We start from the raw sequence: 15,025 nt of genomic DNA, 5'->3' as shown, positions 1-15,025 counted from the left end.
CGAAGGGCGATGCGTCATTGTTCCGTGGCCTGCAGCAACTGTCTAAGGAGTGCCTCGAGATGTTTCTGATCTGTGGCCGAAAGCCGCCGGATCAGCGTCTGTTCGACCTCCTGGATGTCGCCGACGCCGCGCTGCCAGATGTCGAGACCGGCGGGTGTCAGGCGGGCGAGCACCTTGCGGCGGTCGTCGCGATCGTGGCGGCGCTCGACATACCCGCGGCGCTCGAGCGCGTCCAGCCGGTTCGTCATCGCGGCGGGCGACATGGACAGGTGCCGCGCCAGCTCCCCTGGCGTCGCCTGGTACGGCGGACCGCCGCGGCGCAGCAGGTGCAGCGTCTTGAACTCCCACCACTGCATGTCGTACGCCGTCAGCACGGCGTCCCGGCTGCGGTCGAGGTAATGACCGAGCGACTGCAGGCGAACGGCAATGCCCTCGACCCGCCGATCGAAACCGGGGATCTGCCCGTCCCACTGGTCGACGTGCCAACCGACGGAATCTTCTTTCACCGGCCCAACTTTTCACCCACTGAAGCTTAGTTGTCAAACATTTCGACATCGAAGTACTTTCGGAGCACAGATCCGGGAGCAAGGAGACGTCAGATGGTGCAGGTCGAGGTATCGGCAGTGGTGGCCGCGGCGGAGCAGCTCACGCTGGCCGGACAATGGGGTGTCGCTCGCTCCCTGCTGGCGGCGACGCAACCGCTCGACCCGGCGGAGGCCCGGTCGGTGGCGCTGGCTTTGGCCGAGGTGTCCGTCGACGAGGACTTCGCGCGGCAGACGCAGACCGGCGCGCCTGCTCTGGCCGCGCTCGGCCGGGCATTGGAGCTGTTGCCCGACACAACGATCCGCTGGGACGCCGAGCTCCTGCACCTCCGATCGGACTACGCGCCGGCCTTGTTCGGTGGCGCCGCCGAACTGGGCCCGGCCCTGGTCGCACGGGCCGTGACGCTGCGGGACACCGCGCCGGACGACGGGCGCGCCGGGATGGCCGCGTTCTACGCCGGGGTGATCGCGGACAACCTGTTGCGCGACGCAGATCTCGCGTTCGCGCAGTACACGGAGGCGCTGAAACGCGGAGAGAGCGCTCCCCACGATCTCGTCGTCTCTCTCGCGCTGCGGCACCTCGGCGATCACGCGCACACGTCCGGGGACCTGCAACTGGCCCGGGCGCAGTGGGAGCGATCGACCGAACTGCGCCAGAAGGTCGGGCACCTGCTCGGCACGCTCGCGCAGCAGACCCTGCTCTGCGTCCTGCTCAAGGACGAGGGCAACATCCAGGGATCACAGGCGCTCGCTGCCGAGGTGCACCGGTGGGCCGGTCAGGCCGGCCTCCCGTTCATCGAGAAGCAGACCGCCGAGATGCTGGCTTGACTGGTAGCGCGAACTCGGCTGGTACGCCGGGGCTGTACAGCACGTGATCGGGCGGCCCGGCCGGCTCGGGCAGACCGACGGACGGGAAGAGACCCGGCATGTGCAACGTGGTGACTGTCGCGGAGTGCAGCTCCCAGGCCGGATGCCAGTTCGGCAGGTACCAGGTGCGGCCGCCCCGATGGGTGTGCAATCCCCAACGAGCGGTGAGGAAATCGGCCAGTGGGTCAGCCGGAACAGCTGGCCCGGTGTCTACCGTGACCAGGGCGGATGCGTGGACGCCGGGCCAGCGCAGTGTCGACGAATAGGTATGAGTACTACCTGACTGCTCGTACGTCATCCGGGCCCAGCGGTACGGCAGGGCGAAGACTGTCCGGGCGGCCGCGACGATCGCGAGCCGGTTCGCGTCGAGGCTGCGGAAGACGACGCCGCGGCGTCCGGTCTCGTCGACGGAGTACAGGCGGATGTTGGTTTCGAGGAAGGTGCCGAAGTACGGGATCGCCGGGCCGTGCGGGAGAGCGCTCCCTACCATCCGGAACGGGACGAGGCCGATGTAGGTGCGCCCCTCGAAGGTGTCCGGCCGTGTGCCGGGCGGGAACAGGTGCGCAACCGCGGCCGGCTCCACAGCCCAATGCAGGAAGGCGAGATCGAGCCACTGCTGCCGGAGAATGCGCGGACGCCGAAGCCCAGGCGCAGCCGGCCACTCAACGCCACTCACCCCGCCGAGCCTAACCGCCGACCGGAACCTGTCGGCGGGTGGGGCGAGCCGTACCGCAACACGTCGGTGTGCGGGGCCGGCCGCTATTCGGCTCGCGCGCGTTTGGTGTCGTAGGCCCACATCGCGATCTCGACGCGGTTGCGGGCGCCGAGCTTGGTCAGCAACGAGGCGACATGGGTCTTGACCGTGCTCATCCCGACGAAGAGCTCGGCGCCGATCTCGGCGTTGGTACGGCCGCGCGCGACCAGCGCGAGCACCTCCTCTTCGCGCTCGGTCAGCGGATCGATCGGCTGGACCGGTACGGCCGGCGCCTGGCCGGCGAAGGTGGCCAGCAATCGCCGGGTGATGTTGGGGGCGATCAGCGCATCCCCGTTGGCCGCCGCGTGGATGGCCTGCACGAGCAGCTCCGGCCCGGCGTCCTTGAGTAAGAAGCCCCGGGCACCGGCGCGGAGGGCGCCGAGGACGTACTCGTCGAGGTCGAAGGTGGTGATCACGACGACCGCCATCGGGTCGGCAACGCCCTCCCCCGCCAAACGGCGAGTCACCTCGATCCCGTCGAGCCCGGGCATCCGGATGTCGACGAGGAGGACATCGGGACGCAGCCGGCTCGCCATTTCGAGCGCGTCGAGCCCGTTCGCCGCCTCCCCCACGACCTCGATATCGGGCTGGACGCCGAGGATCATCACCAGCCCGGTCCGGACCAGGTCCTGGTCGTCGGCCACGACGACGCGGATACTCATGCCCGCGCCTCCACCGGCAGGACAGCCTCGACCACCCAGCCGCCTGCGGGCGCCGGGCCGGCAGAGAGCGCTCCCCCGAGCAGCTGAGCGCGTTCAGCCATACCCTGCAAGCCGTACCCGGGCTCCGGCGTCGATCCAGCATCCGTCTGTCCGTCGTCGCTGACCCGTAGTCTGACGGCGGCGCCCTCCCGGCGGACGTCGATCCCGACGCGGGTCGCGCTCCGGGCGTGCCGGACGGCGTTGGTCAGCGACTCCTGCGCGAGCCGGTAGAGCGCGGTGTCCACGGACGGCGGCAGCCCGGTCAGCGCGCCGTCGAGTGAGACCTCGACGACAGGCGTCGTGTCGGCGCGTGCGAGCGCAGGCAGGTCCGCGACACCTAGCTGCGGCGCATAGGCGACGGTCTCCTCGTCTCGCAGCACTCGGACCATCGATCTCATCTCCGCCAAAGTCCGGGACGCTTCGGACTCGATCGCAGCCAGAACCTCAGCGGCCTTCTCGGGCTGCAGGCCGGCGACCACGCCACCGGCCTGCGCCTGCACCGCGATGGCCGAGACGTGGTGGGCCACGGTGTCGTGCAGCTCGCGTGCCAGCGCCACCCGCTCCTCATTACGGATCTCGCGCTTTTGACGGTGCCAAAGGTCAGCGCGATAACGGAAGACGGCCGCGAGGGCGACGAAGAGCAGCAGGAGAACGCTCCCGCCGAAGACGTCGGCCCAGCCCGCGGCAGCGACGTACATACCCAGCGCGACGACGGCTGTCACGAACGCCGTCCCCAGGACCATCTCTCGCCCCGAGCCCCACCGCATCAGCGAGTAGAGCAGGATCAGGACCGCCATCATCGAGTACAGGCCGAGGTCGCCGGCGTCCGTGGTCAGCTGAAGGACGGAGAGCAGGCTGACAACGCCCCATCCAATCAGCGCGGCGCTCAAGGGGCGCGTCCGCCGCCAGAGCAGGGCGGGCACCAGACCCAGGGCGAGCAGTGTCACCAGGGGTCGCCAGACCAGGCCCGGCCGAACGATGCCCTCGACCACTGCGGCGGCCGCGAACACGCCCGCCAACAGCCAGTCGAGCCGGCCGATGGGTAAGGCGCCAACAGGCCGCGGCTCGTGCCAGATGGAGCGCCGGACAGTGTCCACGGCTCCAGGGTAGGGCTCGGCGTCCCCCGGCGTACCGACCGAAAGGACTAGAGCGCGGTCGTGCCATCGGCCAGGCGACGTCGGGCCTCCGGACGGAGGTGGCAGCCGCAGGCGCTCAACGATCGTGGTGACACCGATTCACCCCCGACACAGGGAGCCCAGAATGACAACACCACGACTCACCGCCGCGCTGGTCGACCAGCCGATCCCGGTGCGCGTCAAGCTCGCCGCCGCGTGGGCGAGCCTCATGTTCCTCTACGCCTACGTGGACATCCTCAACTTCTTCACCCCCGGCGTCATCGAGGAGATCCTCGCCGGCAAGGTCTTCGAGTTCAGCCTCTCCCAGACCTTCTCGACCGCGGCGCTGATCCTGATGTCCGTCCCGATCCTGATGATCGCGCTGTCGACGACGCTGCCCGCCCGGGCGGCCCGGATCGCGAACCTCGTCGTCCCCGCGCTCTACGTCCCCGTCACGGCCTTCAATGTGCTGGGTGAGTCCTGGCTGTTGTTCTACGGTCTCGGCGTCGTGCTGGAACTGGGGTTGCTCGCCCTGATCCTGCGGTCCGCCTGGACCTGGCCCCGCGGAGCGTAGCGGTAGCGGACGGCTGCTGTCCGCTACCGCTTCTACGGTCGGGAACATGACAGAGAGCGCGTTCCGAGTTGAGATCCCGCAAGGCGAGTTGGACGAGCTGCGCCGGCGGCTGGAGACCACCCGATGGCCAGGACAGCTGGAGGGCGTCGGGTGGTCGTACGGCGTCGAGCTCGGCCGGCTGCGCGAGCTGGCCGAGTACTGGCGGACGGCGTACGACTGGCGGCGGTTCGAGCAGCGGATCAACCAGCTGCCGCAGTTCCTGGACGAGATCGACGGGCAGCGGGTGCATTACCTCCATCTGGCGAACCCGGGACGGCCGGTGGTGATGCTGCTGCACGGGTGGCCGGGCTCGGGGGCCGACTATCTCGAAGTGGTCGAGCTGCTGCGGAACGACTTCGCGCTGGTGGTGCCGACCCTGCCCGGGTTCGGGCTGTCCGGCCCGACCTCGGCGGCCGGGTGGGGATCCGAGCGGATCGCGCGGGCCCTGGTGACCTTGCTGGACCGGCTCGGGTACACCGAGTTCGGCGTCCACGGATACGACTGGGGCTCGATCGTCGCGGCCGAGCTCGGGCGGACGGTACCGCAGCGCTTGACCGGACTGCATCTTGAGGGCTACCTGTCGTTTCCCGGCGACGAAGAACTGACCGAGGCCGAGCAGGAGCGGTTGAAAGGGCTGGAGGTCTGGCAGACCGAGCGGTCGGGCTACGCCACCATCCAGGGCACCCGCCCGCAGACCCTGGCCTACGCCCTCGACGACTCCCCCGTCGGCCAGCTCGCCTGGTTCCTCGAATGGTACGACGACTACGGCGACCGGGTAGGTGCCATCAGCAACGACCTGATCCTGGACTCGGTCGCCCTGAGCTGGTTCACCGGAACCGCCGGATCAGCCGGCCGCATCTACCGCGAAGCGACCTTGTCCTGGGACGACGAACACACCTACGTCCCGCTCCGCACCGGCCTGGTCGCCCTCCCCGGCGACAGCACCGTCCGCCGCCTCGTCCAGCGCGAGTTCGACGTCGTCCACTTCACCGAATTCGACCGCGGCGGCCACTTCGCCGCCCTCGAAGTCCCCGACCTGGTCGCCGCCGACCTCCAGCTGTTCTTCAAGCACTGAGCGCCGGAACGGACCGGAGAGAGCGCTCCCCGGCCCGTTCTCGCGGCGATCCGGAAGGACGGTTCCTGGATCGGTTCGGGTCAGGAGGAGAAGGCGGCGTCGAAGGAGGCGGTGGGCGGGTCGAAGGCGAGGGTGCGGACGAACTGGAGGGCTTCGGCGGCGCCGACCAGGCGGTCCATGCCGGCGTCCTCCCACTCGACCGAGATCGGGCCGGTGTAGCCGATGGTGTTGAGCATCCGGAAGCAGGCTTCCCAGGGGACGTCGCCGTGGCCGGTGGAGACGAAGTCCCAGCCGCGGCGCGGGTCGCCCCAGGCGAGGTGGGAGCCCATCCGGCCGTTGCGGCCGTTGCCGACCTGGCGCTTCGCGTCCTTGCAGTCGACGTGGTAGATCCGGTCCCTGAAGTCCCAGAGGAAGCCGGCCGGGTCGAGATCCTGCCAGACGAAGTGCGAGGGGTCCCAGTTCAGGCCGAAGGCCGGGCGGTGCCCGATCGCCTCCAGGGTGGCGGTCGTCGACCAGTAGTCGTAGGCGATCTCGGACGGGTGCACCTCGTGCGCGAACCGGACGCCGACCTCGTCGAAGACGTCCAGGATCGGGTTCCACCGGTCGGCGAAATCGCGGTACCCGGCCTCGATCATCGCCGGCGGCACCGGCGGGAACATCGCGACCGTCTTCCAGATCGACGATCCGGTGAACCCGACCACGGTGTCGACGCCGAGCGCCTGCGCGGCCCGCGCGGTGGTCGCCATCTCCGCGGCCGCCCGCTGCCGCACGCCCTCGGCATCGCCGTCACCCCAGATGTGCGCGGGCAGGATGCCCTGGTGCCGCTCGTCGATCGGGTCGTCGCAGATCGCCTGGCCGAGCAGGTGGTTGGAGATCGTCCAGACCTTCAGGTTGTGCTTCTCCAGGATGTCCAGCCGGTCCCGCACGTACGCCGGGTCCTCGGCGGCCCGGCGGACGTCGAGGTGGTCACCCCAGCAGGCGATCTCGAGGCCGTCGTACCCCCAGGACGACGCCAGCCGAGCCACCTCCTCGAACGGCAGGTCGGCCCACTGGCCGGTGAACAGGGTGATCGGTCGTGCCATGTCCAACTCCTCGGTTCTGAACAGCGGATCAGGGGTGTCCCCGGCGGGCGCCGGAGCGCGAGGCGCGCCGCCGGGGACGGGAACCGTGAGGTCCCCTGCCGGTCGTCGGAGAGCGCTCTACCCCGTTCCCGGGTGGGGCCGAACCACCCGGGGCCGGAGCAACTGCGTCAGCTCTCCCCCACGACCGGCGTCTCGGGTCCCGCCCCGGCCAGAGCGAGCCTGGCCGGGGCAGGACAGTCAGCGGATCTTGCTCCGAAGGTCCTGGCCGACGGCGGTGAGCAGCGTGCGGGTCGGCACGTCGCGCACCGTCTTGGCCTGGGCGAGGTACAGATCCATGGCGACCCGGGCGACCAAGGGCTGCTTCCGGACCACGGCGCGTTCGGCCAGCCCGAGCTGCACCTTCATCACCGTTGCCGTCGCCAACGGAACCTTCCCGGCGACGCGGAAGCGCTCCACGAGCTTCACCGCCTCCGGGTACGACGTGACGACGGTGAACGGCACCGTGGTCACCGACTTGTTGCCCGCCGCATCCGATGCGGTGGCGGTCAGCTTGTGCGCGCCGAGCCCGAGCACGGCGCCGTCGAGCTTGCCACCGGCCGGAACCGGCTTGCCGTCGATCGCCAGCGTCACGCCCGCCGGCCCGGAGAGCGCATCCGCAGCCTTCGCACTCACCGTGGCCGTCGACGCGACCCCGAGCGAACCGCCCGACGCCAAGCCGCTGACCGTCGCGGTCGGCTTCGTCTTGTCGAGCTTCACCGTCACCGACGAAGGCTCCGACACGTTCCCGGCCGTATCCGACGCCCGGACCTGCAGCGTGTGCGTCCCGTCCGCCGTGAACTTCACCGGCGCCGTGTACTCGGACCAGCTACCGTCACCCAGCTTCTGCTCCAGGTACACCTGACCACCCTGGTCATCGGTGCCCAGAGCAGTGGCGATCACCTCGTCGGTCCACCAACCGGCCAGACCGCTCGGCGTCGACGGGTTCAGCGACAGCGCCACCGTCGGCGCCGTCGTGTCCCGCACCAGCTTGAAGTACTCGAACTTCGCCGTCTTCGACGCCACCTGGTCCACACCGAACGCGTAGACCCCGAACGACGCCCCGGTCGCCAGCGCGCTGTTGCTGACCGACTGCATCGCCGTCCAGGTCAGGCCGTCCGAGCTGTACGAACCGGTGAACGAAGTGCCCACCTTGGCCAGCCGGAACCACCAAACCCCCTGTGTCGCCCCGGCGCCAGGCTGCGGGTCCTGCAGGACGTTGTTGATCTCACTCCGCAATTCGATGCCCCGGGCAACCGGTGACCCCGAGGGGTTGGTCGTCAGGTAGTCGAGTTTCACGTAGTTCGCGTCGTCCTTGTAGACCATCAGACCGGCCTGCTGGAACGCCTCGTCGAAGGTCGACGCGTCGACCTTCGTCTCGATCGTCCAGTCGCCGTCCGGCGCGGGCTGCAGGGTCAGGTTGGTCGGGTTGGTCGCCGTCCCCTGGTAGATGTCGCCCTTGCTGGTGTCGATCTCCAGCTTCCCGCCGGCCACCCGGTACGCCGAAGCGTCCGGCCGGACCACCGACGACCAGCGGCACGCGTCGAGCGTCGTCCCGGTGAACTCGTCGTCCGGAGCGGGCTGCTCGGCCGTGTCGTCCGGCGTCAGCTGGAAGTAGTCGAACGACGCCGTGATCGGCAGCGCCTCGGCCCGGTTCGCGAGCCCGAAGAGCCCGATCCGCGGGTTGGTGATACCGGCCAGCTGCTTGGTCTCCGGCATCTCGGTGAAGGTCGCGCCGTCCGAGCTGTACGCCGCCTTCAGGTTGGCGCCGTCGGACGTGAACCGCACCCACACCGTGTCCGGGTACGCCGCGCCCAGGTTGGCCGTGTTCGACCCGGCGACCTCGTTCGGTACGCCGCCCTCCTCGCGAATGAACTGGAAGATCCGGTCGTTCGCCGACGCGGCGCCGGTCGACCGGCCCTGGATCACCATCTTCGCGTAGTTGTCGTCATCGCCGTACAGCAGCAGACCTGCCTGCTGGTAGGCCAGCCGGGCCGGCAACGTCAGCTTGGTCGTCGCCTGCCACGGGCCCGCCGGCAACGGCTGCAGCACGAGGTTCGGCGTACCGGTGTTGCCGGTGCCGTAGATGTCGGTTGCGGTCAGCGGCAGCTTCAAGGCGCCATCGGCAACCGACAGCTCTTGGTTGCCCCGGACAACTTCCGACCACCGTGAGGTGTTCAGCGCCGTACCGTCGAACCCGTCGGACCGGCCGGTCAGGCAGGTCGGCAGCGACGGCGTGTCCACCGTGATGGTCACCTTCGCCGTACCGGCCGCGCCACGAGCGTCCTTCACCGTGACGACCGCCGTGTGCGTACCGGCGGTCGTGAAGGTGTGGCCCACCGCGGCGCCGGTCGCCGTCCCGCCGTCGCCGAAGCTCCAGGTGTAGGACAGCGGCAGATCGCCTTCGGGGTCGGTCGCGGTCGCCGTGAAGTCGACCTTCAGCGGCGCCTTGCCCTGGGTCGTCGACGCCTGCACGGTGACGGCCGGACGCTCGTTCTCCGTGACACCCTTACCGATGAACTTGACCCAGTTGACGTTCAGCTGCCCGGTCGTCTTCACGAAGTACAGCGGACCGCTGTCCAGCGACGCCCCGCTCACCGAGCCGGTGAAGTCGCCGTACGTCTGCCAGGCTCCGGTCGCCGGCACCTGGATGGTGGCGACGATCGGCCCGTCGGTCGGCGAACCCTGCCGAACCTGCACGGTCGCGCCGGCCTCGGGCGATGCCGCCCGGAGCTGGATCTGACCGATGTTCTTCAGGTTGGTCGGCTTCCAGCTCCACCAGTCGCCGTCCTCGATGTAGCCGATGTTCTTGCCGCCGCCGGCGGTGTCGCCGGTGTCCTCGACCTGGACGCCGGGCGTCGGTCCGGAGCCGCCGGTCTCGCTGTAGTACTCCGCCTCGCGCAGCTTCGGCTGCAGCTGGACGATCTTCTCGGTCGTGATCGCGCCTGTCCCCGGTGCGCCCTTGTCGGTGTACTTGACCTTGATCAGCCCGAAGATGTTCGCGCCGACGTGCCCCTGGTCGCCGTTCACCGGGATGACCGCCTCACAACCGCGGTATTCCTCGTAGTCGTGCGCGTGCTCGTCGTGACCGAGCGCGGGTTTGGTGATGACGTCGTTGCAGTTGACCGTCCCGTCCTCGGGATCGGTGACCGTCACCTTGTAGCGGACCGTGTCGCCGAAGTCGAAGAATCCGCCGTCCGGCGGGGCTTCGACGGTGATCGACGGCGCGGTGTTGCCGGCCGTGATCGTCTGGTTCGAGACCGCCGTCCGGCCGTCGGTGTCCGTCACGGTCAACCGCGCCGTGAAGATCCCCGGGGTGTTGTAGGTGTACGACGGTTTCGGCTCGGTGCTGTCCGTCGTCCCGTTGCCGTCGAAGTCCCAGGCCAAGGTGATCGGCTGCCCGTCGGGGTCGCGCGACCCGGTCGAGTCGAAGGCGACGACCAGCGGCGTCGGCCCGGACGTCTTGTCCGTGCTGAACTGCGCCAGCGGCGCCCGGTTGCCCTGGACGTAGTCGATGCGGTAGATCCCGGAGTCGGCGTTGTTACCGCCGAAACCGCTCCCCCACTCGATCACGTACAGCGCGCCGTCCTTGCCGAACTGCAACGCGTGCGGGCGGATGAAGTTCAGCTTCTGCAGCATCCGGGACACATCGGACACCCCGGTCCGGGCGTCGTTCAGCTGCACCGAGAACAGCCGGCTGTCGTTCCAGTCGGCGAACACGGCCTTGCCGTCGAAGTACGCCGGCCACTTGCGGTCCGACGTGCTGTCCGGGTCGAACTTGTACGCGCCGCTGGTCATCGGCGCACCGCTGCCGCCGATCTCCGGTACGCCGCTCGTCGTCTTACCCATCCACAGCGACGCCGGGATGGCCGCCGGCAACTGGTTGATCCCGGTGTTGTTCGGCGAGTTGTTGACCGGTGCGTTGCAGTTGAACGTCGAGCCCGCCGTCCCGGTGGCGAAGTCGTAGTCGTTGTACGGCGTGTTCGCGCCGACGCAGTACGGCCAGCCGTAGAAACCCGGTCGGTCGAGGATGTCCCACTCGACCCGGCCGTCCGGGCCGCGGGTCGGCGACACCTGGCCGGCGTCCGGGCCGTAGTCCGCGACGAACAGGTGGTTGGTGGTCGGGTCGATACCGATCCGGAACGGGTTCCGGAAGCCCATCGCGTAGATCTCGGGTTTGGTCTTGGCCGTCCCGGGCGGGAACATGTTGCCGGCCGGGATCGTGTAGCTGCCGTCGGCCTCGGGGTGGATCCGGAGCACCTTGCCGTTCAGCGTGTTGCTGTTGGCCGAGCTGCCCTGCGAGTCCCAGGCGGAACGGCCCGAGCGCTCGTCGATCGGCGAGTAACCGTCGGAGTCGAACGGGTTCCGGTTGTCGCCGGTGGCGATGAACAGGTTGCCGTTGTTGTCGAACTCGAGCGCTCCGCCCGCGTGACAGCACTGATCGCGCTGGGTGTCGATCCGTAGTACCTGTTTCTCGCTGGCGAGCTCCAAAGTGTCACCAGTCACCTTGAAACGCGAGACCTTGTCGTGCGGATCGGAGCCGCTCGGCGAGTAGTACAGATACAGGAAGCCGTTCGTGTCGAACGCCGGGTCGAGCGCGATACCGAGCAGACCGAACTCCTGCCCGGTGTAGACGCTCAGCGTGCCGGCGGTGACGACGGAGCCGTCGGTCTTGACGATCTTCACGGCGCCGTTGCGGTCGATGTAGAAGACCCGGCCGTCGGAGGCGACGGTGAGCTCCATCGGGTTCGACGTGTTGTCGTCGAGCGTGACCTTCTGGTAGCTGTCGCTGAGCGACGCGCCGCAGTCGGCCGGCAGCACACCCGCGGCCGTCTTGATACCGCCGAGCAACAGCTTCTGGAACTCCGGCTCGGCGTACGACTGGATCGTGTGCCCCATACCGGTGTACCAGGCGCGACCGCCGTCGTAGTCCTGGCACCAGGTGATCGGGTGCTCGACGCCCATGTTGCCGCCGGTGTACGTCGACTCGTCGAGCGAGGCCAGGACGTGCACGCTGCCGCGCGGGTTGGTCTTGTAGTTGTACCACTCGTCGGTCCGCGGCCAGGTCGTCGGCGCCTCGGCCGTCGACGGGTGCGCGTGGTCCTCCACCTTGACCGTCGCGTTCGGCGTACCGGGCGGGTGGCTGTCGAAGTAGCTGCCGACGAGCTTGCCGTACCACGGCCAGTCGTACTCCGTGTCCGACGCCGCGTGGATACCGGCGTACCCGCCGCCGCCCCGGATGTAGCGCTCGAAGGCGGCCTGCTGGTCGGCGTTCAGGACGTCGCCGGTCGTGGACAGCCAGATGACCACCTCGTACTTGGCCAGCTCGGTGTCGTTGAACAGCGACGCGTCCTCGGTCGCGGTCACGGTGAAGTTGTTGCCGGCCGCAAGGTCCTTGATCGCCTGGATACCGGCGGGGATCGAATCGTGCCGGAAACCGGCCGTCTTGCTGAAGATCAGGGCATTGAAGGTCTCGTCGCCGTGCCCGGGGTGAGCCCGGGCAGGCAACGGCGCCAGCAAGGCCGCAACCAGGGCGAGCACGAGCGCACACGCGAACGTGCCGTGCCTGCGTAGCTGGGTCATGCGGAGCTCCTCATGGGTCGGATAAGGTGCGCGCTCCAACGAATTCCCGTGCTCTGCCCGGCGCGGGACGTAGGTACTGCGGGTGGATCAGCGAACGCCGAGCAGGTGCTCCATCGCCAGCTGGTCCAGCTTCTCGAACCCGAGTCCGCGCTCGGCCAGCGCGTCCGGGTCGTAGGTTTGGGCTCGGAGGTCGGCCAGACTCTCACCCTCGGCCAGGGTGGGTTCGGACAACTCCGCAACACGCGCCGCGGCCAGGGCTTCGGCCACCTCCGGATCGGCGCGGAACGCGGCTGCCTTCTCCCGCAGGATCAGGTAGTTGCGCATACAGCCCCGCGCGGTCTCCCAGACGCCTTCCTCGTCCTCGGTCCGCGGCGGTTTGTAGTCGAAGTGGATGTAGCCGTCGTATCCGCTCAGGGTGTCGACCGTCCAGAACGCCTCACGCAGGTTGCCGGCGCCGAAGCGCAGGTCCTGGTCGAACCGCGGACCGTGCTGCCCGTTGAGGTCGATGTGGTAGAGCTTGCCGTGCCAGAGCGCCTGGGCGATTCCGTGCGCGTAGTTCAGGCCGGCCATCTGCTCGTGCCCGACCTCGGGGTTGATCCCGACCAGCTCGGGGTCGGCAAGGTCGTTGATGAACGCGATCGCGTGCCCGATCGACGGCAGCAGGATGTCGCCGCGCGGCTCGTTCGGTTTCGGCTCGATCGCGAACCGGATGTTGTAGCCCTGCTCGCGGACGTACGCGCAGAGGAGGTCCATCGACTCCTTGTAGCGGTCCAGCGCGGCGCGGACGTCTTTCGAGCCGCCGGACTCCGCGCCCTCGCGGCCGCCCCACAGCACGTACGTCGAAGCGCCGAGTTCGGCCGCGAGGTCGAGGTTGCGCAGCACCTTGGCCAGCGCGTACCGGCGGACCTGTCGATCGTTCGCGGTCAGGCCGCCGTCCTTGAAGACCGGATGGCTGAACAGGTTGGTGGTGGCCATCTCGACCACGATGCCGGTATCGGCCAGCGCCTTGGTGAAGCGTTCCAGCGTCTGCGTCCGGGTGCTGTCGTCGGGGACGAGGTCGTCGTCGTGGAACGAAATCGCGGCCGCGCCGAGCTCGGCGAGTTTCTCGACCGCGTGCACCGGGTCCATCGCGGGGCGGACCGCCGTGCCGAAGACGTCGACGCCTTCCCAGCCAACGGTCCACAGACCGAAGGAGAACTTGTCGTCCCGGCTCGGGGTATATGCGTTCATTCAGGGATCTCCTGCCATTGTCGGGACGCCGAACTGGCCTCGACCGCGGCCAGCACGCGCTGGACCCGCAGGCCGTCCGCGAAGGACGGCGCCGGGTCGGCGCCGTCGGCGATCGCGGTGACCAGGTCGACGACTTGGTGGGTGAATCCGTGCTCGTATCCGAGGAGGTGGCCGGGCGGCCACCACGCCTCGACGTAGGGGTGCGCCGCCTCGGTCGCGAGGATCCGCCGGAAGCCGGCCGTCCGCGCGTCCTCGGTGGCGTCGTAGTAGTGCAGGAGGTTCATGTCCTCGAAGTCGAAGGCCAGGCTGCCCGCACTGCCGTTGATCTCGATCCGGATCGCGTTCTTCCGGCCGGTGGCGAACCGGGTCGCCTCGTAGACGCCGAGTGCGCCGGAGGCGAACCTGGCCAGGAACACCGCCGCGTCGTCCACGGTCACCGGCCCGCGCTCGGCGCCCGCCGTACCGGCCAGGCCGGAGTGCTCGGCGGCGACCGGGCGCTCCTTGACGAACGTCTCGAGCTGCCCGCTCACCTCGGTGATCGCGTCACCGGTGATGTACTGCGTCAGGTCGATGATGTGCGCCCCGATGTCGCCGAGCGCACCCGAGCCGGCCTTCTCCTTGTCGAGCCGCCACGACAGCGGCGCCTCCGGGTCGGCGATCCAGTCCTGCAGGTACTGCGCGCGGACGTGCCGGATGGTGCCGAGTTTGCCTTCGGCAACGAGCTGGCGGGCCAGCCCGATCGCGGGCACCCGGCGGTAGGTGAACCCGACCATCGAGCGGACGCCGTTGGCCCGGGCCGCCTCGGCCGCGGCGGTCATCGCCTCGGCCTCGGCGACCGTGTTCGCCAGGGGCTTCTCGCAGAGCACGTGCTTACCCGCCTGGAGGGCGGCGATCGCGATCTCGGCGTGACTGTCCCCCGGCGTACAGATGTCGATCACCTGGACGTCGTCCCGGGTCAGCAACTTGCGCCAGTCGGTCTCGGTCTCCTGCCAGCCGAGCTTGCCGGCCGCGGCCTGGACCGCGTCGGCGTTCCGGCCGCAGAGCACGGTCATCGCCGGGTCCAGCGGCAGGTCGAAGAAGCGCGGCGCGCTCCGCCAGGCCTGCGAATGAGCCGCGCCCATGAACGCGTAGCCGATCAGGCCGATGCCCAGGTTCGTCATTCTGCTCCTACTCAGCTCTCGAAGGCGGTCGGGAGGTACTGGTCGACGTTCTCCTTGGTGACGACCGGCGCGTACAGCTGGACGGTGCGCGGGACCTCGACCTCCACCAGGTCGGTCAGGGCCTTCTTCTGCACCAACAACCGAGCCAGCCGGACGCCGTCCGCACCCTGGGTCGACGGGTAGATGACGGTCGCCTTGATCAGCGTGTTGTCGGCCTTGATCTCACGCATCACATTCGCCGACCCCGCGCCGCCGACCACAAAGAAG

11 protein-coding genes and 1 pseudogene are annotated in these 15,025 nt (G+C 69.0%); 3 read left to right on the top strand and 9 right to left on the bottom strand.

Translation table 11 applies throughout. From position 1 onward, the window contains the following. Positions 1–14: 14 nt before the first annotated feature. On the bottom strand, positions 15–506 hold the full coding sequence (locus tag HPO96_RS07840; RefSeq protein ID WP_171672490.1) for a MarR family transcriptional regulator: 492 nt from the start codon (positions 504–506) through the stop codon (positions 15–17). A 93-nt stretch (positions 507–599) separates the two neighbouring features. Between HPO96_RS07840 and HPO96_RS07835 the strand changes: the two genes are divergently transcribed. Next, on the top strand, positions 600–1,370 hold the full coding sequence (locus HPO96_RS07835) for a hypothetical protein (RefSeq protein ID WP_171672488.1): 771 nt from the start codon (positions 600–602) through the stop codon (positions 1,368–1,370). Here HPO96_RS07835 and HPO96_RS07830 read toward each other — a convergent pair. The 3 genes from HPO96_RS07830 to HPO96_RS07820 all read right to left on the bottom strand — a co-directional run bounded on the left by HPO96_RS07830 (position 1,336) and on the right by HPO96_RS07820 (position 3,961). Then, entirely contained in the window at positions 1,336–2,085 is a 750-nt protein-coding gene (locus HPO96_RS07830; protein WP_171672486.1) for a DUF2071 domain-containing protein, read from the bottom strand. The genes HPO96_RS07835 and HPO96_RS07830 overlap by 35 nt on opposite strands. 83 nt (positions 2,086–2,168) lie before the next feature. Beyond that, positions 2,169–2,825, bottom strand: coding sequence for a response regulator (locus HPO96_RS07825; RefSeq protein WP_171672485.1), 657 nt, complete (start codon positions 2,823–2,825; stop codon positions 2,169–2,171). Further along, positions 2,822–3,961: a histidine kinase gene (locus HPO96_RS07820; RefSeq protein WP_171672483.1), complete on the bottom strand. Its 1,140-nt coding sequence runs from the start codon at positions 3,959–3,961 to the stop codon at positions 2,822–2,824. Before HPO96_RS07820 ends, HPO96_RS07825 begins: the two co-directional genes overlap by 4 nt. A 163-nt stretch (positions 3,962–4,124) precedes the next feature. On the opposite strand from HPO96_RS07820, the gene HPO96_RS07815 reads away from it, so the two are divergent. Together HPO96_RS07815 and HPO96_RS07810 are read left to right on the top strand one after the other, a co-directional pair. Further along, positions 4,125–4,553, top strand: coding sequence for a DUF6326 family protein (locus HPO96_RS07815; protein ID WP_171672482.1), 429 nt, complete (start codon positions 4,125–4,127; stop codon positions 4,551–4,553). Between the two features lie 46 nt (positions 4,554–4,599). Continuing rightward, entirely contained in the window at positions 4,600–5,667 is a 1,068-nt protein-coding gene (locus HPO96_RS07810; RefSeq protein ID WP_171672480.1) for an epoxide hydrolase family protein, read from the top strand. A gap of 80 nt (positions 5,668–5,747) precedes the next feature. Here HPO96_RS07810 and HPO96_RS07805 read toward each other — a convergent pair whose 3' ends face one another. From HPO96_RS07805 to HPO96_RS07785, 5 genes and pseudogenes are all read right to left on the bottom strand, one after another. Further along, the gene (locus HPO96_RS07805; protein WP_171672479.1) at positions 5,748–6,749 is read right to left on the bottom strand and encodes a sugar phosphate isomerase/epimerase family protein; all 1,002 of its coding nucleotides are present in this window, start codon (positions 6,747–6,749) and stop codon (positions 5,748–5,750) included. A 237-nt stretch (positions 6,750–6,986) separates the two neighbouring features. After that, positions 6,987–12,368 carry a ThuA domain-containing protein gene (locus HPO96_RS07800; protein WP_171672477.1) on the bottom strand — a complete coding sequence of 1,794 codons (5,382 nt, stop codon included), beginning with the start codon at positions 12,366–12,368 and terminating at the stop codon, positions 6,987–6,989. A gap of 87 nt (positions 12,369–12,455) precedes the next feature. After that, positions 12,456–13,598, bottom strand: a complete 1,143-nt coding sequence (xylA, locus tag HPO96_RS07795; protein ID WP_171672476.1) for a xylose isomerase — start codon at positions 13,596–13,598, stop codon at positions 12,456–12,458. Further along, positions 13,595–14,758 (bottom strand): Gfo/Idh/MocA family protein, encoded by a 1,164-nt coding sequence (locus HPO96_RS07790; protein ID WP_171672474.1) that lies wholly within the window; start codon positions 14,756–14,758, stop codon positions 13,595–13,597. Before HPO96_RS07790 ends, xylA begins: the two co-directional genes overlap by 4 nt. An 11-nt stretch (positions 14,759–14,769) precedes the next feature. Next, a pseudogene (locus HPO96_RS07785) lies at positions 14,770–15,025 on the bottom strand (sugar ABC transporter substrate-binding protein); the annotation flags it as partial.

This window comes from Kribbella sandramycini, from assembly GCF_013131805.1.
In the GTDB taxonomy this organism is placed as follows: domain Bacteria; phylum Actinomycetota; class Actinomycetes; order Propionibacteriales; family Kribbellaceae; genus Kribbella; species Kribbella sandramycini.
This window is presented reverse-complemented; position numbering and strand designations above follow the sequence as displayed.